Origin of the sequence: Aeromonas sp. 82P (assembly GCF_051919365.1) — a bacterium.
Taxonomy (GTDB): domain Bacteria; phylum Pseudomonadota; class Gammaproteobacteria; order Enterobacterales; family Aeromonadaceae; genus Aeromonas; species Aeromonas veronii.
Genome location: NZ_JBQBEV010000001.1, coordinates 1,005,859 through 1,027,246, shown reverse-complemented (window position 1 = coordinate 1,027,246; position 21,388 = coordinate 1,005,859). Strand labels below are relative to the sequence as shown.

19 protein-coding genes and 2 pseudogenes are annotated in these 21,388 nt (G+C 56.5%); 4 read left to right on the top strand and 17 right to left on the bottom strand.

Translation table 11 applies throughout. From position 1 onward, the window contains the following. The 11 genes from tppA to murJ all read right to left on the bottom strand — a co-directional run bounded on the left by tppA (window position 1) and on the right by murJ (window position 13,955). Window positions 1-402, bottom strand: coding sequence for a type IVa pilus pseudopilin TppA (gene tppA, locus ACTG2S_RS04785; protein ID WP_274160560.1), 402 nt, complete (start codon window positions 400-402; stop codon window positions 1-3). Window positions 403-410: 8 nt separating this feature from the next. Then, window positions 411-4,250, bottom strand: a complete 3,840-nt coding sequence (locus ACTG2S_RS04780) for a PilC/PilY family type IV pilus protein (RefSeq protein ID WP_439982066.1) — start codon at window positions 4,248-4,250, stop codon at window positions 411-413. 11 nt (window positions 4,251-4,261) lie between these two features. Beyond that, the gene (locus ACTG2S_RS04775; protein ID WP_201947061.1) at window positions 4,262-5,362 is read right to left on the bottom strand and encodes a PilW family protein; all 1,101 of its coding nucleotides are present in this window, start codon (window positions 5,360-5,362) and stop codon (window positions 4,262-4,264) included. Continuing rightward, on the bottom strand, window positions 5,359-5,754 hold the full coding sequence (pilV, locus tag ACTG2S_RS04770; RefSeq protein ID WP_272950156.1) for a type IV pilus modification protein PilV: 396 nt from the start codon (window positions 5,752-5,754) through the stop codon (window positions 5,359-5,361). The genes ACTG2S_RS04775 and pilV overlap by 4 nt, the downstream gene beginning before the upstream one ends. Before the next feature lie 14 nt (window positions 5,755-5,768). After that, window positions 5,769-6,272, bottom strand: a complete 504-nt coding sequence (gene tppE / locus ACTG2S_RS04765) for a type IVa pilus pseudopilin TppE (RefSeq protein ID WP_100646794.1) — start codon at window positions 6,270-6,272, stop codon at window positions 5,769-5,771. 249 nt (window positions 6,273-6,521) lie between these two features. Next, complete coding sequence (gene ispH / locus ACTG2S_RS04760) at window positions 6,522-7,457, bottom strand: 4-hydroxy-3-methylbut-2-enyl diphosphate reductase (protein WP_279499030.1); 936 nt, start codon at window positions 7,455-7,457, stop codon at window positions 6,522-6,524. Continuing rightward, a complete protein-coding gene (gene fkpB, locus ACTG2S_RS04755; RefSeq protein ID WP_279499029.1) occupies window positions 7,457-7,909 on the bottom strand; it encodes an FKBP-type peptidyl-prolyl cis-trans isomerase in 453 nt (150 codons plus the stop codon). The genes ispH and fkpB overlap by 1 nt, the downstream gene beginning before the upstream one ends. Further along, a complete protein-coding gene (lspA, locus tag ACTG2S_RS04750; protein WP_005340447.1) occupies window positions 7,906-8,403 on the bottom strand; it encodes a signal peptidase II in 498 nt (165 codons plus the stop codon). The genes fkpB and lspA overlap by 4 nt, the downstream gene beginning before the upstream one ends. Then, a complete protein-coding gene (gene ileS, locus ACTG2S_RS04745) occupies window positions 8,384-11,263 on the bottom strand; it encodes an isoleucine--tRNA ligase (RefSeq protein ID WP_439982063.1) in 2,880 nt (959 codons plus the stop codon). The genes lspA and ileS overlap by 20 nt, the downstream gene beginning before the upstream one ends. After that, window positions 11,263-12,237, bottom strand: a complete 975-nt coding sequence (ribF, locus tag ACTG2S_RS04740) for a bifunctional riboflavin kinase/FAD synthetase (RefSeq protein ID WP_193860737.1) — start codon at window positions 12,235-12,237, stop codon at window positions 11,263-11,265. The genes ileS and ribF overlap by 1 nt, the downstream gene beginning before the upstream one ends. Before the next feature lie 155 nt (window positions 12,238-12,392). Continuing rightward, window positions 12,393-13,955 (bottom strand): murein biosynthesis integral membrane protein MurJ, encoded by a 1,563-nt coding sequence (gene murJ / locus ACTG2S_RS04735; protein ID WP_201947054.1) that lies wholly within the window; start codon window positions 13,953-13,955, stop codon window positions 12,393-12,395. Window positions 13,956-14,146: 191 nt separating this feature from the next. On the opposite strand from murJ, the gene rpsT reads away from it, so the two are divergent. Then, window positions 14,147-14,410, top strand: a complete 264-nt coding sequence (gene rpsT / locus ACTG2S_RS04730) for a 30S ribosomal protein S20 (RefSeq protein ID WP_005308808.1) — start codon at window positions 14,147-14,149, stop codon at window positions 14,408-14,410. Between the two features lie 49 nt (window positions 14,411-14,459). On the opposite strand, the gene ACTG2S_RS04725 is transcribed toward rpsT, so the two are convergent. The 5 genes and pseudogenes from ACTG2S_RS04725 to thyA all read right to left on the bottom strand — a co-directional run. After that, window positions 14,460-14,762: an ArsR/SmtB family transcription factor gene (locus tag ACTG2S_RS04725; RefSeq protein ID WP_013724128.1), complete on the bottom strand. Its 303-nt coding sequence runs from the start codon at window positions 14,760-14,762 to the stop codon at window positions 14,460-14,462. 51 nt (window positions 14,763-14,813) lie between these two features. Further along, window positions 14,814-15,746, bottom strand: a complete 933-nt coding sequence (gene nhaR, locus ACTG2S_RS04720; RefSeq protein ID WP_005340434.1) for a transcriptional activator NhaR — start codon at window positions 15,744-15,746, stop codon at window positions 14,814-14,816. Continuing rightward, window positions 15,733-16,140, bottom strand: a complete 408-nt coding sequence (locus ACTG2S_RS04715) for a hypothetical protein (RefSeq protein WP_042053339.1) — start codon at window positions 16,138-16,140, stop codon at window positions 15,733-15,735. The genes nhaR and ACTG2S_RS04715 overlap by 14 nt, the downstream gene beginning before the upstream one ends. Continuing rightward, entirely contained in the window at window positions 16,137-17,327 is a 1,191-nt protein-coding gene (gene nhaA, locus ACTG2S_RS04710; RefSeq protein WP_064338810.1) for a Na+/H+ antiporter NhaA, read from the bottom strand. The genes ACTG2S_RS04715 and nhaA overlap by 4 nt, the downstream gene beginning before the upstream one ends. A 222-nt stretch (window positions 17,328-17,549) precedes the next feature. Beyond that, window positions 17,550-17,843: pseudogene (thyA, locus tag ACTG2S_RS04705) on the bottom strand (thymidylate synthase); the annotation flags it as partial. A 699-nt stretch (window positions 17,844-18,542) separates the two neighbouring features. Between thyA and ACTG2S_RS04700 the strand changes: the two are divergent. Beyond that, a pseudogene (locus tag ACTG2S_RS04700) lies at window positions 18,543-18,695 on the top strand (IS66 family transposase); the annotation flags it as partial. Window positions 18,696-18,710: 15 nt separating this feature from the next. On the opposite strand, the gene ACTG2S_RS04695 reads toward ACTG2S_RS04700, so the two are convergent. Continuing rightward, window positions 18,711-19,277 (bottom strand): hypothetical protein, encoded by a 567-nt coding sequence (locus ACTG2S_RS04695; protein WP_439982061.1) that lies wholly within the window; start codon window positions 19,275-19,277, stop codon window positions 18,711-18,713. A gap of 118 nt (window positions 19,278-19,395) precedes the next feature. On the opposite strand from ACTG2S_RS04695, the gene ACTG2S_RS04690 reads away from it, so the two are divergent. Both ACTG2S_RS04690 and ACTG2S_RS04685 read left to right on the top strand, forming a co-directional pair. Further along, window positions 19,396-19,602, top strand: a complete 207-nt coding sequence (locus ACTG2S_RS04690; protein ID WP_005895552.1) for a helix-turn-helix domain-containing protein — start codon at window positions 19,396-19,398, stop codon at window positions 19,600-19,602. 240 nt (window positions 19,603-19,842) lie between these two features. Beyond that, on the top strand, window positions 19,843-20,946 hold the full coding sequence (locus ACTG2S_RS04685; protein WP_439982060.1) for a DUF3289 family protein: 1,104 nt from the start codon (window positions 19,843-19,845) through the stop codon (window positions 20,944-20,946). Window positions 20,947-21,388: the final 442 nt, after the last annotated feature.

Below are 21,388 nucleotides of genomic sequence, written 5' to 3'. Positions count from 1 at the left end.
CTACCAGCACTCGGCAGCCGTCATAGTGGCCATCGACACTCCCTGCAGCCCCCCCTGATCCAGAGTTAGCAGGCCGCAGGGGTCGCCATTCATCACACCGGTCGGAATAGCCGTCAGGGTATAACGGGCCCCGCTGACATTGAGCGCCATATTGTAATAAGCAGTACCACCATCCCTCGGCAGGGTCGCCAAACCGGCAGAAGCCAGGTTACCGGCGTCGTAATTGCCATTGGCAGTAAACTCCCGCTCCAGATATTGCGCCGCTTCCAGCAACACAGCCTTGGCTTCGGCCCGCTTGGCTGCCGCCATGTAGTTGTTGTAACTGGGGTACGCGATCGCGGCCAGAATGGCGACCACTGCGACCACTATCATCAACTCAATCAGGGTAAAACCACGTTCCATGCCAACCTCTACTCCAGTTGCAACCAGGACTGGCGGCCACCCAGATCGCCTGCCCCCTCTTCCAGCGTGACCGAGATATTTCCGCTGGAGCCGCTGATATATTTGCGCTCCATCTCGGCATCTTCCACTACGCTTGGCGTCGTGGTGAGCTCATCAAATTGCTTGCCGCTGACCGGCACCTTGATGTCATTGCCGGCTTCATCCTCGATCGCGACGTAATCATCATCGTTGACGGCCCCGTCGCCGTTAACGTCAAACACCGAGTAGGTGAGTCTGGCCCCCGAGATGGGATCCAGCTCCATCAGCCAGGAGCGGCCACCAAAGTCACAGGCATCCGCCGACGGGATCAAGGTATTGAAGATCAGTCGCTTATGCCGATAGAGCATCTCGGAGACGGCACGCTCACCGACCCCCTTGCTCAAGCCTGGCGATTTCAATAGCAGATACCAACCCTTTTGGCTGGTGTAATTGACATTCCGGTTGGAGACCACCCTCACATTGAACTTGATAGTGGTGCCGTTGGCCACAAACTCATGGGTGATGCTCTGCTGCAACAGCTGGCTACTGAGCACGGTAGCCCCCGTATCCCAGATACCGTACACCGCTTCCAGCCTCGGCGTAGCGGGAACCAGTTTGTCATCATTGGTAAAATAACTGCCAGTCCCCATCATCACCATAACCCCCCCTTTAGGGTGCCGAATAGCTAAAGGACGCATGGTGATCGGCTGACGCGTACCGGCACTGCAGCTGCCATTACAGGCCTGGAACAGCGGCTTGGGCTTGTTGCCCGTTTTCAAAGCACTTCCCCACTGGGCACTGTTTTTGTCAGTCAGATCGAATTTCCACAGATTGCCGTGCAGATCACCGGCATAGACATAGTCGACAACCCTGTCCCCGTCTTGATCTACCGGCAAGGGGGAAGATAGACCATTGGGCTCGCTGGAAGACCCTACCTCGGTATCAATCTCTTTGATGATGGCGCCAGTCGCCAGATCCAGTACAAACAGCCTCGCAGTCTGACTGGTGCTGTTGTAACCATTCGCAACCAGAGCAACCCATTTGTTGTCGGCTTTGACCCGCACCAGAGTGGGTGCCGCCAGTGCAACCCCCATTTCGCTATCGGTGAACTCCCACAGCATCTTGTCGGCGGTGAAGTTATCCGGGGCCGTCACATCGATGGCAAATACCGCCTTGCCACCGGCACCGGTGGATCCCAGCAAGATGCTCTTCCAGCGACTGCCCAGATAGGCATCGCCTACCCTGGGCGTCCCATCCACATAGTAGCGATGGCTGTAATTCGGTCTGGTCAACTGATTCAGCTCGCCCAGCAGGCTGGACGGGATATAGGCCAGTCGCTCGACACCGTCGGCGACTCGAAATCCGTGCAGCATACCGTCATTGGCACCGACATAGAGCATGGGTGGGCGCCGGGTAATCGCCGTCGAGCTTAGAAAAGCTTGGTAACCCTCCCGCTCGGTCTGGGTCAGACCGGCTGCACTGCTGTAACCGTAATCACGCTTGCCCACGTAGACGGGATCAGAATTGATGATGTCGCCGAGCAGATCACTACGATTACGAAACGCACCACCATTGCGCTGCTCACCACTGCGATCACCGCGCAGATAGGCGACACGGCTTTCTCCCTGGTTGTCACCAGCGACATTGAATAGAGCCCGGTTGGTCACATTCAGCGTATCCCAACGAAAGGGGATGCCGACACCATCTTGCCGGGTGAAGATATTGCGTGCCGAAGGCTCGGGGATCAAGGTAGCGGCATCCCAAGCGATCTCCCCAAGGGTGCCATCGCTGTTCAGCGGGATCGAGACCAGTTGCCCCGACCAGTCGCCGCTGTTGTAGCGGGCTTGGTAGATGTGGGTATTGCTGTCCAGCCGGGTTGCGTTGGCGGTTACCGAGCTGGCGGAGCTGTTGCGCGCTGCGATCTGGGCAAGGGTACTGCTCAGAGCTGCGGCAAAGATGTCGGGGTCACCCGCGCTGAAAAAACTGCCCTTGCTGTTGAGTGCCGCGTGCCACAGGTCATCAATCTTGTACTCCGGAATGTAGGTCGCATTCTTGTACTCCTTGTCATCCGGATCATGGGGATTGGGCCAACGGCTCGGGATACCGTTGGCAGGATTAAGGGAACCGTTGACGCCGAGTCCGACGGTAAAGTTGACCAGATGCTGCCAATTGGCCGGATCCGCCGTGCTGGTCGGCACCTTGTTGGCGAGATCGGGGCGCAGATCGGTCTTCCAGTACTGGTAGGCCACATCGGCCAGCGTATTCTCGATGCTATCTTTGTCCTGATCGCCGACCCAGGGAGAATTTCCGTTCCAGTAGCCATCAGTCATCAGGATGTTGTAGCTCTGCCGGCAGGTGAGGTGGGGCAAGGTGCTGCCGGCACTGGCCGCCCAGGGGCCGTTTTTGTCGGTGCGGGAGAAGTACTCCCCCACGTCCTTCAGACTGGTGCGCAGCGGCGTGCCGGCGGCCGGAATATCGCGGCTGTAAAGGTCGCTGAAAAAGGCGCTGCGATCGGTTCCGGAGAAAGGCGCCACCCCGCGGATCACACTGCCGCTAGCGTTGATGGTGGCAAACCCCACCCGCAGGGCCTGCCCTTGGCTGGCAAAGGCACGGCCGACCCCGGCACGAGCCGCTAGGATCCGGGAGCGGTAGTAGGTATACCAGTTGGCAAAGTTCTGGATCTCCTCGTCATAGGTACAAACGGGGGCGCTCTTACAATCACTGCGATTGGGCCGCCCGCCATAGGTGCTGCCGGACTTTATCTCGACCCGGGTATAACTGCTCACTTTCTTCACGTCACCACTGCCCTTGTAGGCAAAGTAGACGGCTGGCCAGAAGGTCTCGTCATCGTTGTAATCGGTGGAAGAGAATCCGGTGTAGTAACGCAGGGACTTGGAGCGGTTGTTCTTGGTTAGGTCACGACAGCCGGCGGCGGTATTGAAGGGGTTGTGCGGTGCACAGCTGATGCTGGCATTCGCCATCGGGGTACCATCCGCCTTGGCCCAGGGCCGATAGCTCTGCTGCGGGTTGTAGTAGAGTTTGTTGTTGTTGCTTGAGCGGGTATAGGCATTGCGGTCGTTATTGCTGGTGAAGGTCACGGTCCGGTTGTCATAATCCTCGCTGCCATAGACATTGTCGGCTCTGGGGTAGACGTAGCGAGCGCTGTTCTCGATCAACCCCTCCGGCATCAACTCGAAATGCATCGAGCCTGAATCATCCAGGGTAAACATGATATTGGGATCGGCCCGGGTGCCGAGATAGAGGGGAACCTGGGCAATATCGAGCGCCGCCTGTGCCGAAGCACAGCAGAGCATCACCGAAAGGCCAAAACCAAGTTTGCCCATACACCGCCTCCTAGCGACTATAGGTCGATTGCAACAGCACCCGGCTCTCGTCAGAGAGACCAAATCCCCTTGCAGTAATACGATATAGACGACGCTCACTGATGGGCTCATCGACTGCCAGATCCTCGCTCCCCCCTGGGTATAGGGCAACCGTTCGATAAAGTATTCGGGAGCACGCCCCACCAGACCACTGTTGGTATAGGTACGCCAAGCTGTCGAAGGGGAGGCAGGATCCACCGCGGTGTCGATAAATTCATACAGGCCCGCGCTGTTGTCATAGGGACCCGAGTTGCCAGCCTCGATATAGCGCTCGGCAGCGCGCAGGCCCGCTTCTGCCGCCTGCAATGCCTGCAGCGCCTCTTTCTGGTTACCCGCCATCTTCTCTTGCAACTGCGCCCCACGCATACTGGCCATCCCCAGCAGGCTCACCATGACCAGAAAAATCAGGCTGATCACCAGCGCCATCCCCTGCTGTCGATCCATCATGACTGGGCTCCTCAAGGTAGCCGGTTGCGCAGCGCAACTGTGGTTTCGGCGACCCAGTACCAGTTGCGATCGTTCGCCCGGAAGGTGGCTCCGGCAAAGCTAAGGGCCTGCGGAGACGACACCACATTGCCTTGGTTACTGCGCATAAGAAGCTGTACTCCAATCCCCAGTACATTGTTCCAGTTTGGATTGCTGGCGGCGCTCACATAGCGATCTGCCGCCCGATCCCGGTTCTGATCCTCGCCGAATGTAAGTTGCATATTGGCCACCCCTTCGATAAGGGGCATACCTGCAGCCACCCCGTTCTTGCGATAAAGCGCGTAGGGGCTGCTGGCAGAGGGGCGGGCGATATAGTAGAGACGGGTTTCCACCCTGTTCACGACCGAGCCAAGACCGAATCGCTCCTCGGGTGGGCTGCTGGCCCCCCCCCAGGAACTGCTGGCATTGCCTGGCGTATATTTGTTGTCATTGGAGTGGACGATATTGACCTCACGCCCCCCTGCCACGCTCTGTACTTTGGTGACCTGAAATATTCTGGCCTTCTGACAGTCGGAGACCATGACGATATCTCCCTCGCACAGATCGCTATAACCCTGTGCGCCGGAACCACAATAGTCGGCCTTGCTGGATAGCTGCTGCACAAACAGCTGGGCGGCACTGTTATGATTATCACGACTGAGCGGAACCCCAACCCCAACCGGCCCCTGAACCAACAGGATATCGCTACCCGGCATGGGTCTGGGCTCGGAGCCGCTGAACAGAGCAGACAGCGCAGTTGGTAAAGTTGCCGTTACATTGTCGTAACCACGCAAAAAAGTGGTGAAGTTGTAGGGCAGTGCTGTGCTGTTGTTGAGGGTATTGGTGATATTAACCCCCTGTTTGCTGAGACACCCCTGATAGCCCACCATACGCAGCTCTTTTTGCAGCAGATTGGTGGCAAATCCGCTATCTTCCCGCACCCGGGCAATGGCCTCGCCAGTGAGATAGGTTTTGTGATTGCCGAGAAACACCTGAATCATGACCCCCACCGTTATCAGCGAGAGCACCAAGGCGATCATCACCTCGACCAAGCCGATCCCGTGCTGGTGTAGCGGCAAACCGCTCCTGCTCATAGGTCCGTCCTCAGGATCATGCTGCGCGACGCAGGATCAGTCGACAGCCGACTGCTATCCCACTGAATAGTGATGGTGGCCCTTCCGGCACTGACCGATACGGCGCCATCGCCACCTGGTAGCTCGGCTACGACCCGCTTCCAGTGTTGCAGATCCTGAACCGCCATAGAGCTACCCGAGACAGTTTCGCCCAAGTCGATATTGTATTGCCCGTTCAGAGCCGCGCTGCGATTAGCCCGCATCATGTCGTTGATCATGTATGCATACTGGGTCGCCTCGGTACGCGTCAGCGCCGACTGGTTACTCTTGAGAGCCTGCAGTTGCAGAGTCGCCATGCCCAGAATACCGATGGAGAGCACCAGTACCGAGATCATGATTTCAAGCAGTGACAAACCCCGTTCTCGCATCATGGGCAGCTAGCCTCGGTAATGGAAGGGCGACCAGCCACTGTGATGTTGATATCACGGGAGGGCTCATTCCGACACTCATCAGGACGCAGGGAAAATACCCGTGCCAACGGAGTGCGGCCATCAAGAAAACCCTCGCTATTAAAACGCAGCAGGGAGGTATTACTGCTCAATACCCCGCCCCCCATGTCGGGAAAGCCTCGCAACAACTCACCATTATCCAGTATGCCGTTACCGTTGCCATCGACCCAGATCTGCCAGCCAGCCTCCCAGTGATGCTGGGTCAGGTTATCGGCAGAGGCGGAGAGGGTCACTACCGTGTTGCGGCGAATGGCTTCTGAGCGGGCAAGGTTGATGGCCGCAACAAAGTTGTTAGCCTGAGTATTGAGAGAAATAGTGCGCAGCAAAGCGTTGAAGGAAGGAACCCCCAACGTGAGTAACAAAGAGACGAGCGCTATGGTGACCATAAGCTCGATAAGGCTAAAACCTGAACGCAAAAACATCCTGTTTCGCTCTGATTTATTCCAGGAGGACAGACACACTCCATGTGTGCTAGGCCAGAATAAGGGCTTGCTGGCAGTCTATGCCGGGCACTTGGGGTTTCAATCCCGGCAATGCAAAAGTTCGAGCTACATCATCAATTTTTGCTGCGATCTGGTTGCGAACATGCACAAAGGACTCGTTGGGACCAAAAAAGCCACCTCAACGAGGTGGCTTTGGCAATAAACCGACATCTAGCGAGATGACAGGGATCAGAGGATCCGCAGCTCGGGTGGTACCTCAAACACCACGTTCTCTTCACGGCCAGGATGCTCGGCGACGACATTGCCACCCAACTCCCGCAGGCGTGCAATCACGGACTGCACCAGCACCTCGGGAGCGGACGCACCGGCAGTGACGCCGATCGCCTTCACGCCCTCTAGCCAGCTCGCCTCGATCATCGACGCATCGTCGATAAGATAGGCTCTGGCACCCACCTTCTCGGCCAGCTCGCGCAGACGGTTGGAGTTGGAAGAGTTGCGAGACCCCACCACCAGCATGGCGTCCACCAGCCCCGCCATCTCCCGCACCGCATCCTGACGGTTTTGGGTGGCGTAGCAGATATCGTCCTTGCGCGGCCCCTGGATCTTGGGGAAGTGCTTGCGCAGCGCATCGATGACGTCAGAGGTCTCATCCACGCTCAGGGTGGTTTGGGTGACAAAGCAGAGGTCATCCGGATTCTTCACCTTGAGCTTGGCCACATCTTCAGGCGTCTCCACCAGATACATGCCGCCTTCGCGATTCTCGTACTGCCCCATGGTCCCGATCACCTCGGGGTGACCGGCGTGGCCGATGAGCACAGCCTCGGAGCCCTTGCGGCTGGCACGATGCACCTCCATATGCACCTTGGTCACCAGCGGACAGGTGGCATCGAATACCTTGAGGGCGCGGGACTTGGCCATCTCACGCACTGTCTTGGCCACGCCGTGGGCAGAGAAGATGACGATGCTGTCATCCGGCACCTCGTCCAGCTCCTCGACGAAGACTGCGCCAGCCTCTTTCAGCTTGTTCACCACATAACGGTTATGCACCACTTCGTGACGGACATAGATGGGGGCCCCAAACTTCTCCAGCGCGCTCTCGACAATGCTGATGGCGCGATCGACACCGGCGCAGAAGCCACGGGGGTTAGCCAGCAGAATATCCATTAATGCACCTTCTCCTCATCATCAACGCCCAGGATCTCCACCTCGAAGGTGACGGTATGACCGGCCAGCGGATGGTTGAAATCGACCGTCACCGACATCCCGGCAACTGCCCGGATGATGCCCGGCAACTCGCTGCCATTGGGCTGATCGAACAGGATGATGGTGCCAACTTTTGGCTCCACATCGGCGCCAAACTTGGCACGGTCGAGATGGTAGATGTTGTCGGGATTGGAGAGGCCAAACGCCTGCTCCGGCGCCAGCGTGAAGCTCTTGCTCTCCCCTTCGCGCAGCCCCAGCAGGCACTGCTCGAAGGTGGGGGTCAGGCTGCCATCGCCCATCCGCAGGCGGGCAGGTTTGCCGTGCAGCGCCGTGCTGTCGGCAACCGAGCCATCTTCCAGCTTGATGGAGAAGTGGAACAGCACGCTGCTGTTAGCGGTGATCTGCTGGCTCATGCCTGCTCCTTTTTCTCACCACGGAAACCGTCCAGCACGATCATGGCGGCCCCGATAAAGATAAAGCTGTCGGCCAGATTGAATGCCGGCCAGTGCGCACGCTGCCAGTAGAAGTCGAGGAAATCGACCACATGGCCCAACACCAGTCGATCAAAGACGTTGCCGAGGGCGCCGCCGATGATGAGTGAATAGGCGATACCGCTCCAACGCTGGGTCACCGACTGCTTGCGCAGCCAGTGGATCAGCAATCCACAGATGGCAAAAGCCAGCACCGCGAAGAACCAGCGCTGCCAGCCCCCCTGATCAGCCAGAAAGCTGAATGCGGCGCCCTTGTTGTAGACGTGAACCAGGTTGAAGAAGGGGGTGATCTCCACCCCCGGGTAACCAAATGGCAGCAACTTGACCACGGCGAGCTTGCTCGCCTGGTCCAGTACAAAGGCCAGCACTGCCAGCCACAGCCAACGCAGGCCGCTTTTATGTTGAGTCATGTTCATCAGGCAAATTGACGAGTTCGCCGTCACCCTCAACGTTGGTCACACAGCGACCACAGATCTCTTCGTGACCCGCGATGGTGCCCACATCTTCTACATGGTGCCAGCAGCGGTCGCACTTGGCGGCAGCAGACTGGGCCACGCTCAGCCACAGGTCATCACGCTCGGTCGCCACAGAGCCTTCCGGCGCAGTGTCAGCCTCCACAACCTTGGCTTTGGAGGTGAGCAGCACGAAGCGCAGCTCATCAGCCAGGGCATTCAGGCGTGCAGCCAGCTCCGGCTTGGCGAACAGGGTCAGCTCGGCCTGCAGGGAGCCGCCGATGCGCTTCTCGCCACGAGCCACTTCCAGTGCCTTGTTCACTTCACCGCGCACGGTGAGGATCTCGGCCCAGAACTCGTCGTTGAGAGATTCACCCGCTTCCAGCCCGAACAGGCCGTCGTACCACTCTTCGGTGAAGACGAACTCGCCGCGCTCACCCGGCAGCAGGGCCCAGATTTCATCAGCGGTGAAGCTCATGATCGGCGCCATCCAGCGCACCATGGCCTCGGCGATGTGATAAAGGGCGGTCTGGCAAGAGCGACGGGCCAGGCTGTCAGCCTTGGCGGTGTACTGACGATCCTTGATGACATCCAGATAGAAGGAGCCCATCTCGATGGAGCAGAACTGCATCAGCTTCTGGGTTACGCCGTGGAAGTTGTACTCATCGAACGCTGCCATGATCTCGGCCTGTACCGCTTTGGCACGACCCACAGCCCAGCGATCCACAACCACCATGTCGGCAGGCGCCACCATGTCGGTCGCCGGATTGAAGCCGTTCAGGTTGGCCAGCAGGAAGCGGGCAGTATTGCGAATACGACGATAAGCATCGGCAGAACGCTTGAGGATCTCGTCGGAGACAGTCATCTCGCCGGTGTAGTCAGTGCTCGCTACCCACAGACGCAGGATGTCTGCACCCAGCTTGTTCATTACGTCCTGCGGGCTGACCACGTTGCCGATGGACTTGGACATCTTGCGACCCTGACCATCCACGGTGAAGCCGTGAGTCAGCACCTGGTTGTAGGGAGCCTTGTCTTTCATGGCCACGCCGATCATCAGGGAGGACATAAACCAACCACGGTGCTGGTCAGAACCTTCCAGATACATGTCGGCTGGCTTGCCGTTGAACTCGGGACGGGCATCAACCACTGAGGCATGGGTAGAACCGGAGTCAAACCAGACGTCCAGAGTGTCAGGCACCTTGTCGTACATGTCTGCATCGGCACCCAGCAGCTCGGCCTTGTCCAGATCCCACCATGCCTGAATGCCGGACTGCTCGACCCGCTTGGCTACTTCGTGCATCAGGCGCACGGATTCCGGGTGCAGTTCCTGGGTCTCTTTATGGACGAACAGGGAGATGGGCACACCCCAGGTGCGCTGACGGGAGATACACCAGTCAGGACGGTTCTCGACCATCGCCTGAATGCGGTTTTTACCCCAGGCCGGTACCCAGCCGCTCTGGCCTTGCTGGGCAATGCCGTCCTTCTCGATGCGCTCGATCTCTTCCAGTGCGCGCTTGCGCAGACCCTTCTGCTCCATGCTGATGAACCACTGCGGGGTGGCACGGAAGATGATCGGGGTCTTGTGACGCCAGCAGTGCGGGTAGGAGTGGTTGAACACCTTGTGATGAAGCAGGGCGCCGCGCTCGGTCAGCACTTCGATCACGGAGGCATTGGCCTTGAACACATGCTGGCCGGCAAACAGTTCGGTATCCGGCAGGTAAACACCGTTGCTGCCAACCGGGTTGGCCACTTCCAGACCGTACTTCTGACCGACCACGAAGTCTTCCTGACCGTGGCCAGGTGCGGTGTGAACGGCACCGGTACCTGCATCCAAGGTAACGTGATCACCCAGTACCACAGGCACATCGAAGCTGTAGAAGGGATGGTTGAAGCGCAGCAGCTCGAGCGCGGCACCCTTGGCATAGCCCAGATTGTGGAACTTCTCGATACCGGCGCGATCCATCACATCCTTGACCAGCTCGGCGGCCAGGATCAGACGCTCGGGGTGCTCACCTTCAACCTGCACCAGTGCGTAATCCAGATCGGCGTGCATGGCGATGGCGCGGTTGGCCGGCAGGGTCCACGGGGTAGTGGTCCAGATCACCGCAGAGATCGGGCCCTTGCCGGTGTGGCCTTCGGCGCAGTCAAACTTGGCGGCAACTGTCGCCTCATCAACAGCCTTGAAGCGCACATCGATGGAGGGAGAGTTCTTGTCGTAGTACTCAACTTCGGCTTCAGCCAGCGCGGAGCCGCAATCGGTACACCAGTGCACCGGCTTGGAACCTTTGTGCAGGTGACCGTTTTCAACGATCTTGGCCATGGAGCGGATGATGTTGGCTTCGGTGCCAAAATCCATGGTCAGGTAGGGGTGTTCCCAGTCGCCCAGCACACCCAGACGGATGAAGTCGGTCTTCTGCGCTTCGATCTGGGTCTTGGCGTATTTGCGGCACTCGGCGCGGAATTCGGCAGCGGAAACCTTCTCGCCCGGCTTGCCGACCATGCCTTCTACTTTCAGTTCGATAGGCAGACCGTGGCAATCCCAACCCGGCACATAGGGGGAATCGAAACCGGAGAGTCCCTTGGACTTGATGATGATGTCTTTGAGGATCTTGTTGACCGAGTGACCGATGTGAATGTTGCCGTTCGCATAGGGGGGGCCATCATGCAGAATGAAAGAAGGCTTGCCCGCTTTGGCGCGGCGAATAGCGCCGTAGAGATCCTGATCGTACCAACGTTTCAGCATGTTGGGTTCGCGCTTGGCCAGATCGCCACGCATCGGAAACTCGGTTTCCGGAAGATTCAGGGTGTGTTTATAGTCGCTCATCAGTCCTGGGTTCCCTTCTTTTCTAAAAGAGTGCTGGGTAAATTGAATTGTGGCAGCCCGAACCAGGCTCGGGCCGCCAGGGCATCTCGTTCGATCTGCTCTTTCAAGGCAGTGAAAGAGGCAAACTTCTGCTCTTCGCGCAGCTTGTGGCGAAGCAGCACCTTGACCTGCTGACCATATAGATCACCAGAAAAATCAAATAGATGTACTTCCAATCTGGCTTGTGTACCGCTCAAGGTCGGCCGTACACCCACATTGGCTACACCGGGGAAGGTCTTGCCGGAACATATCACTTCCACCGCAAACACGCCACCGACCGGGATCACCTGGCGCTTGAGGGCCAGATTGGCGGTGGGAAAACCTATGGTGCGCCCCAACTTGTCGCCGTGGGCCACCCGGCCGCTGATGGTATAGGGACGGCCAAGCATCAGCTCCACCTCCGCCATCCGGCCCGCCTTGAGTGCTTCACGCACCAGGGTGCTGCTGACCCGCTGCCGTTCGAGCTGGAAGCTCTGGGTACTGATCACCTCGAAGCCGAAGCGATGGCCCGCCTCCTCCAGCAGGTGAAAGTCACCTTCCCGCCCCTTGCCGAAGCGAAAATCGTCGCCAACCACCAGATAGCGCACCCCGAGCCTCTCCACCAGCAACTGCTCGATGAAGGTCGAGGCCGCCTGCTCGGCAAAGCGGTGGCTGAAGCGCACGCAGAGCATGCGGTCGATATGCAGACTCTTGAGCGCTTCATACTTCTCGCGCAAGCGGCTCAGCCGGGCGGGCGCAGCTGAGCCGGCAAACAGCTCCAGCGGCTGCGGTTCGAACAGCATGACGCAGGCGGGCAATCCCAGCTGGGCCGCTTTCTCCTTGAGACGTGCCAATACCGCATGGTGCCCCTGATGAACCCCATCAAAGTTGCCAATGGTTAATACACATCCCCGGTGACGGGGCTTGAGATTGTGAATGCCGCGAATAAGCTCCATCAGTGCCTTGTGCGTTGCTGCCATGGAAATCGGCGGATTATATATCAGGCAGCAGGCAGGGTCAGCCCTCATAGCCTGATTTCAACTATCCGAGCCCAAGCCCGCCCATCTGCGGCGCCATGAGGCACTATCCCCATGGCACCGCAGGATCACGACTACTGCTGCCCCGATTTAAGGTGACGCGGCCGAATGCCCAGCAGTAGCAACACTACGGCATAGACCGCAGCCCCCAGCGACAGCAGCATGGTCAGCTGCAAACTGGCCTTACCCATGTTCCATGCCCCCCACTGGGCCAAGTCTGGCGACAGATAGGCGAGCACGCCCCCCATCAGCACGCTGGCGACCAGCAGCTTGAGGCAGAACACGCCGGTATGGCGGGAAGGACGATAGACGCTCTGCTGATACAACCCCTTGAACAGCAAAGCCGCATTCAGGGTACCCGAACAGGCGGTCGAGAGCGCCAACCCCACGTAACCGAGCGGGTAGATGAAGATGAGGTTGCAGACCATGTTGGCAATCATCGACATCACCCCGATCCGCACCGGCGTCTTAGTGTCCTGACGGGCGTAGTAACCGGGCGCCAGCACCTTGATCAGCATCAGGGAGAGCAGACCGGTAGTGGAGGCCAACAGACTGGCGCTCGACATGCTCACTTCATGCAGACCAAATTCGCCGCGCATGAACAGCACTCGCAAAATGGGCTCGCGCATGACCGCAATGCCTATCATGGCGGGCAGGCCGAGCAGCATTACCATCCGCACCCCCCAATCCATGGTGCGGGAGAAGTCGGCCGGATCGGCATCCACATGCTTCTTCGCCAGCGCAGGCAGGATCACGGTACTGATGGCTACCGCAAACAGCCCGAGGGGGAACTCCAGCAGGCGATCCGAATAGTAGAGGTAACTAATGGCACCGGTCGCGAGGAAAGAAGCCAGCATGGTGTTGACCAGCAGATTGATCTGGCTGACCGAAACCCCGAACAGGGCGGGGATCATCAGGGTGCGGATCTTCACCACCCCAGGGTGATTCCATCCCCACTTGGGCCATACCAGCATGTTGATTTGGCGCAAAAAGGGGTACTGGAACAAAAACTGCACCAAACCGCCCAAAAAGACACCAATTGCCAGCGAGATCTCAGGTTTGTCCATCAGTGGCGCAATCCACCAGGCCGCCGCAATCATGGTGATGTTGAGAAACACCGGCGTAAACGACGAGACCGCAAAGCGGCCGAAGGTATTGAGGATGGCCCCCGCCATGGCGGTAAAGGTGATAAACCAGAGGTAAGGGAAGGTGATTTTGAGCATCAGACTGGCGAGCTCGAACTTCTCGGCCGCAGGGCCGCCATGCAACCAGTCCCAGAACCAGCCCCAGCCAAACAGCGCGGTCAGCACACCCGACCCCAGCACACCGAGCAGGGTGACCACAGTCACTATCCCCCCCAGTGTGCCCGCCACCGCCGCCAGCAATTCACGCACTTCCCCCTCGTCGCCATTTTTCTTGTACTCCGTCATCACGGGAACAAAGGCCTGGTTAAATGCTCCTTCGGCGAACAGACGACGCAGAAAGTTGGGAATGCGATTGGCAAAAAAGAAGACGTCGGCGGCTACCCCGGCACCGAGCAGATTTGCGATGACCACATCGCGAACCAAGCCCATTACGCGGGATGCCAGCGTCATTCCGGACACTATCATGCCGGATTTGATCAATTTCTTACTCAAGACGAGGCCTCTGGAACTGTCAGAATGAAAAGAATGCTGCTAGAATCGGCCGACAGTTTAACCGTCTCCCTACTGACACACCACCGGGAGGCGGTGTTTATTTGCACAAATCATTTGACAATATGTGGTTGGAAGGGCATATTTCCGGGCCTTTTCAATACACTCGCTAAGACAGTTTTAGGAGTTTTACCTTGGCTAACATCAAATCTGCTAAGAAGCGCGCTCTTCAGTCAGAAAAACGCCGTCAGCACAACGCCAGCCGTCGTTCCATGACCCGTACCTACCTGAAGAAAGTCATCGCTGCTATCGCCTCTGGCGACAAAGCTGCTGCGACTGCCGCTTTCGCTGTTGCTCAGCCGATCATGGATCGTATGGCGACCAAAGGCCTGATCCACAAGAACAAAGCTGCTCGTCACAAGAGCCGCCTGTCTGCCCAGATCAAAGCTATGGCTTAATCAGCTTCTGCTGATCAAAGCTGAAAAAACCGGCCTTAGTGCCGGTTTTTTATTTATCTGCGCTGCAATAAAGTCGATGCAGCAAACTGATCATTTCACGCACCTCATGGCTGCGCAGCGAATAGTAGACCGTCTGGGCCTCTTTGCGCGTCGTCACCAGCTCATCCCGCCGTAGCAGCGCAAGATGCTGTGACAAGGCCGACTGACTCAATCCCAGTCGCTCGTTGAGCTCCCCCACCGACAGTTCGCGCTCCAGCAACTGGCACAGAATAAACAGCCGCCGTTCGTTGGCCAGCGCCTTGAGCAAGGCCACCGCTTTACTCGCATTGGCTTCCATCTCTTCAAGTTGCATCACATCTCTCCTCTACCACTGATCGCCGATGATACGTGGTGACGAGTCGTTTTAAAACGACAGGGTGGCCGGCTGGATGGCGGAAAAATTCTCCTGCCCGGAAAAGAGAAAGGTAAAATCGCTCTCACAGACCCGCTTCACCGCCGGATGCTGGATCATCCGCTCGGCGAAGATGACGTAATACTCCTCCATCAGATCCTGGGTTTCCCCGATCAGCATCACCCCCTCCCCCTCAAGGATCTCCTCCCGATAGATGGTGGGAGCCATGAAGATGCCCTGATTGAAGAAGCCAAACGCCTTCATCAAGGCAGCATCATCAAACTCGCCAAGAATGCTGGGAGAAACCCCCTGCTGCTCGAACCACTGGGTCAGCTGACGCCCCATGGCAGTACGGCGACCGGGGATCAGCAGCTTGCGCTCTTCCAGACAGGCGGGAAAGGGCTTTTCGGGCAATGGCGCCTTGCAGAAGAAGCTGACGCCACAGCCGCCCAACCGCTTGGAGAGCAGCCCCGCATGCTGGCTGGAGTCCACCGGACAGTCGGAGAGGATCATATCGAGCTTGTGCTCGCTCAGCTGCTCCAGCAGTAGTTCGTGGGTCGATTCGAAGCAGCGCAGGTGGATGGAGCCATCATTGGGGATGACAGAGAGCAGCACGCGGCTGGCAAGGCGCTTGGAGAGGGCATCGGCGATGCCGACGTCGAACAGGATCTGGCTCTCCTTGCGGTAGTTGACGATATCGAGCATCTCGTAGGAGAGACTGAACATCTTGTCGGCATAACGAAATACCAGCTGGCCCAGCTCGGTTGCCTCAAGGGAGCGTCCCTTGCGCTTGAGCAGCTTGCCACCGAGGCGCTGCTCCAGCAGCTTGATCTGGCCGGTGACCGTCTGCGGGGTCAAAAAAAGGGCTTCCGCTGCCTGGGTAACGGAGCCCTTCTTCTGAGTCATCCAGAAATAGTAGAGATGGTTGTAGTTAAGGTGTGACATCCGATGGGGTTCCCGCTTGACGCGGACTCCGGTAGCAGCTGAGTTCAACCGCCAGAATGTCATACATGTCGCTAACCGAGTCAACCTTGTTCGCGCCAAACTGCTCCATCAGAGTGGCCTTGAGGCGTGCCTTGTCAGGCATCCGGTCAGCGCAATAACGCTTGTTGGAACGCTTTACCATCTCGCCAGCCCGGCTGCTCAGCGCCCGCTCGGAGAAGGTCTCGCCAAAGCGCGCCTTGGCCTGCTTGTCCCCCAGCAGCAGGGCGCTGTCTACCACCCCGTTGAGATAGGCAGAGCAGTTCGCCGAAGTGGCGTCCTGCTTGCAATCCTCCAGCCCGCCGGCCCATGCCGCGGGGCTCAACAACAGCATCAACAACCCTGTATGCAGCTTCATAGTCCCTCCGTACTCTGTTCCCCTTCACCCTTGGGAAGGGCCATGCGCAAGGCCAGATAGCCGACTACCGCCGCCATGGTGGAGCCCACCAGGATCCCGAGGCGAGAGTAGCTGCCGTAATCCAGGCCACCGTGCTCGAAGGCGAGAGACGCGATAAACATCGACATGGTGAACCCGATGCCACAGAGGATGCTGACCGCAAAAATCTGCTTGAAGTTGACCCCGGGCGGCAACTGGGCGATGCCCAGCTTGACCGACAGCCAACTGATGGTGAACACCCCGAGCGGCTTGCCGATAAACAGCCCCAGCATGATCCCCATAGGTACCGGACTCAGCAGGGAGGAGAGACCAATCCCTTCCAGCGATACCCCGGCGTTGGCAAAGGCAAACAGCGGCAGGATCAGATAGGCACTCCAGGGGTGCAGTTGATGCTCCAGATACTTGAGCGGCGAGGCGTAACGCTTGCCGTTAAGCGGAACCATAAAGCCCACCACTACACCCGCCAGGGTCGCATGGACGCCAGACTTGAGCACCGCAACCCAGAGCACCAGACCAACCAGCATGTAAAGGCTGATCCTGTCCTCACCACGGCGATTCATCCAAAGCAGGGTGAGGGTTGCCAGAATACCGATGGCCAGCGCCTCAAGCGACAACTGCTGGGTATAGAAAAGCGCGATGATGATGATAACACCCAAGTCATCCATGATGGCCAGCGCCAACAGGAATACCTTGAGGCTCACCGGCACCCGCTTGCCAAGCAGCGCCATCACCCCGAGGGCAAAGGCGATGTCGGTCGCAGCCGGGATCGCCCAGCCAGCGCGCGCCACTTCATCCGAATAGTTGAAAAAGGCGTAGATCAAGGCCGGAGCCAGCATGCCGCCCACCGCCGCGATGGCCGGAAAAGTCGCTTGCACCCGAGAGGAGAGCGCCCCTTCCAGCATTTCACGCTTCACTTCCAGACCAACCAGCAGGAAGAAGATCGCCATAAAGCCATCGTTGATCCAGAGCAGCAGCGGCTTGTTGATGTCGAGGGCCGCGATGCGCACCTGCACCGGCGTATCGAGAAACGCCTGATACCCGCCAGCCAGCGCGGTATTGGCTAAAATCATTGCCAGCATGGCAGCCATGATCAGAATAATTCCGGAGGCGGCCTCCAGCTTCAGGAACTTTTTGATTACGTCACTCATGGTTAAATTTTCCACCGTATTGCTTTGGTTTGAGTCTATCCCTTGCAACAACCAATGGAAAATCGTTTCTTGCTGCTCAATACAACGAAAAAACCGAAAGCAAAATAGAACATACCTGCTATAAGCAGGTTTTTTCTCGTCTCTGACTACCGTCTTATTAATCAATAAAATGAATTTTCAATTATTTAACTGCATAAAAAGGCGCCCTGAGGCGCCTTCCTATCAGATGGCGACGGGCGCCTTGATGCCGGGATGGGGGTCATAACCCTCGATCTCGAAATCCTCGAACTTGTAGTCGAAGATGGAGTCAGGTTTGCGTTTGATCACCAGGGTCGGCAGCGGGCGCGGCTCGCGGGAGAGCTGCAGAGCTGTCTGCTCCATGTGGTTGGAGTAGAGATGCACATCACCACCAGTCCAGACAAAGTCACCCACTTCCAGATTGCACTGCTGGGCCATCATGTGGGTCAGCAGGGCGTAGCTGGCGATGTTGAACGGCAGGCCGAAAAATTTTATGCAACACAAAAACTGCACAAAACACCACTAACACTGAACCTAGCACCACAAAACCTCTTGTGCAAAACAAAAACTGCACACTTCGGTGGCTATGATCCCCTTTTAAGAGGGGGTCATTGTGCAAAATCAGCTGGCACAGCTCCCAAGAGAAGGAAGGATAGAAGTCACGCACCTATACTGCGCGACCTGGAAACTATATGACCTGCAAATGCTGGACATCTGGGGTCATGTTGTTGAAATCGACTTATATAGAAGGGATGACATTAGCGGACTGACGCGGAACTCCCCAACGCCCTCATTACCTCCTCTACGGCTGCCAACCGTCCTCGTAAACTCCGAAACTCCTTACAGGTGTGCCTAAGCACATTATCAATGGTCGCCTCTAACGCGGGGAAATCTGTTCGTAGCTCACAATATTCGGCGAACGTAGCCTGGTATCCCTGGAGCTCAAACCGATAAGAGCGTGCTCTAGCCTCTAGCACCTTGCTCCCTTCATTCCTGACTTCCACGACAGGCTTTTGCTCGACCTGAGTCACTGGAACCTGTGGGCCAAGTAGATCCTCCCGAATGCCTGCTGGAGTAGGAGTTGGCTGGCGTATTGGTGACGGGCATATATGTGCTGGCTACCGGTTTGTCGGCACGAGTCTGCCCCTACTTTGCTGGGCTCATGTACTGCGCAACGTGGCTGTTATCGCCCTGAGTGGGGAGCTGTTTCGTCCACGCTTACTTTCGTTGGTTGAGACGACCAAACGCTTGGGACGTTGCCCCCAAGAGTGACTGCATACCATTGTCCGAGCCCGCATCGAGAAAACGGATTATCCCATTCCTTCCGAACTGTGTGCATCAAGCCCCTGACGCTGAACGGTTACATCAAGAGGCGCTTCTAAACGCAATCAACCCCCTCAAAAGCCTCTCCACAGCCTCCAGCCTGCCCCGCAAATCGCGTCTCTCTGCAACGGTATTGTTGATGGCCCTTTCAATCGCTGGATCCAATATGGAGAAGTCCACTCTTAATTGCTGATACTCAGCGAGCATTGAATCATATTCCTGCAACCCCTTACGGTAGTGCTGTGCTCTCGCGATCAGTCCTTCCAGGACGGATTCATACGTTTCCGACTTACGCTCCTTACCCGATTCCGTTACAAGCGCACAAGGCCCAATAAATTCCTCTTTGAAATGCACTTCATCGAACTTGGGAGTCCTGATGAAATGAGAACAGCGCTTCCCATCATCAACATGCTTCCTTTTTAGAAGTCCCTGATTTACGAGCTTGATCAGATGCCGATAAATGAAGGTATAACGCCGCTGACGTATCTGCGATTCTGCTTTGTCACCAAAAATGGCATTTACAAATCCTGTCGCAGTGAAGTCATCCATCTGCCATCGAATGAGTGCGGTGTAGAGCGCGGTTGGTAACCACACAGTCTGGGAGCTCATAAGTAATACTCAGCCTCGAACGAAAACATTTAGTGGGAATCTAAACTTGATTGCGGATTATAATCCGTGGTCGTTAGCCAGACAACCAGAGATAGTGCTCGCCAGTGAGAGGCGAGACATGCAAGAGCTAGCAAAAAAATTTGGTGATGCTGTACGTGATAGACGGCTTCAATTGGGCGTGTCGCAAGATGCACTCGCATATGCGGCCGAAATTGATAGAAGCTACGTAGGACGAATTGAGCGTGGTGAGGTCAATGTCACCCTGGAAAAGGCTTATCGTCTTGCCAGAGTAATGGGGTGTGACATTCGCGACTTGCTGCCATAGATATATTTGCCAAATAATTATCTCTTCACCCAGATAAAACTAAATTTCCCTATAATTATTCACAGTGATGGCAATTAGCATCATTGCCATCCTTAGCATTTGTCTATTAGCTATTAATCCCCCGCGTCCATCGATAGAAAGCGTCACAAACTGCCGTTTTCAGAAAACGCCTACATGGCCTCGATTGGCTCATTGATGATAAAGTGACCCTTTAACCACTCTTCATCGAGCCCTCTATACATGCAGAAACCCGACCTCAGAGACATCAACCAACTTACCAAGGACGAGTTCAAGCGCATTCTAAGCCCAGTGGCTGGAAGCCTTGATGACGGATCGAAGGTGGTATTGGGGATGCAATCTGATGTATTTGCTTGCTGCACTATCCAGGGAGACCAAATCTCGGTGAGGGGGACGCCTAGGTTTGAGCAGGCCATCAAGTCGGCATATGCACAAGCCAAGCCGACAATGTGGTTCGGTTCGACAGAGAAAGAGCGCCCGAAGGCAGAAACCATTCCTCCAGCTCTCAAGCCAAAAACCGATACAACGTCAGCCACAACCTATCGTGTGCCTGTGCTCATCTACAAGTCGAAGCGCGAGCCAGGTAAGAACGTTGATGGCAGCCCCGCCGAAGATATGACTTACGGCAAAATGACGGCAGAGCAGATCAAGGCTATCCCCATGTTCGTAGGGAAGATGGGAGATGACGGCTTTATTGGCGATCTCGAAAAGACTGACCCCAAGGTGTTCTTTAGTAGCTTCCGCAACATGGCCACATTGTTTGCAACTGGCGACTTGAAGATGAACATTCTGGCCATGATCGCCAAATTCGAGAAATCGGAGGGTGGTGAATACCGGAATCAAGCTTTGACGAGAGCAGCGCGAGCTCACCCGACCACGATCAAGTTCTCAGATACCCTTATCAAGGAGGTGAAGGCAAAGCTGGCCGAACTTGATGGTGATGTGAACAAGCTTGTTCTGAGTGACTTGATGCAGCAATACAGCAAGACCTCCGGCTTTCGGTTACCCATCTTCAACTCTGCGGCGGATAAGGTGCAGGGCCTCACAATTGCTGTTAACGATGTCTGGGCAGGCAAGGCGGAAATCACGACATATGAAAAGTTTGGCGATTTCTACAAGGGCACGATCAAAGTAACGCTATATGACCACTTCGGTCTCGATTATCCTGACATTGGCCCTGACCCCACGACCGGAAGAGTCAAGTTCTACGGCCTGGCGTCCGGTTTCAGAAGCTGGTTTGTTCTTCAACACTACAAGCGCTTTGCCTACAAGCCATTTTTGACCGTCATTGAACTCAGCTATCCATTCCAAGGGGAACTAAAGTGAGCGCAGCAGTGAAGACAGAGAGAACATGGGTATTCGTGTTGTTCATGCTCTATCACCTCTTGAATGCATCGATCCTGTTCATTCAGCCTGTCTATGACTGGTTTAACGATGAATACTCACTGACTGGCCTATATGTACTGCTCATGCCCTATCTCTGGGGTTTGATAACGATACTGGGTGCTATTTTGTTCTTGTCAGATCGCTCTTGGAAATACCTGGCAGGTAATCTACTCGGTGGTTCTATCCTTCTCTTCTGGTGGCTTAGACTGGCATCCCAATATTAGTGAGTATCGTCAGGCATATGAATGAGCAGACCAGACGGCATCTGCTTGTGCGTGGCTTTATGCAGCGCAAGCTGCAAGCTCACATGAACCATTCGAAACGAAAACGAGCTCCCGCCTTGTCTATCTACTGATTGCTGTAGCGCCACCCAGCAGCAATA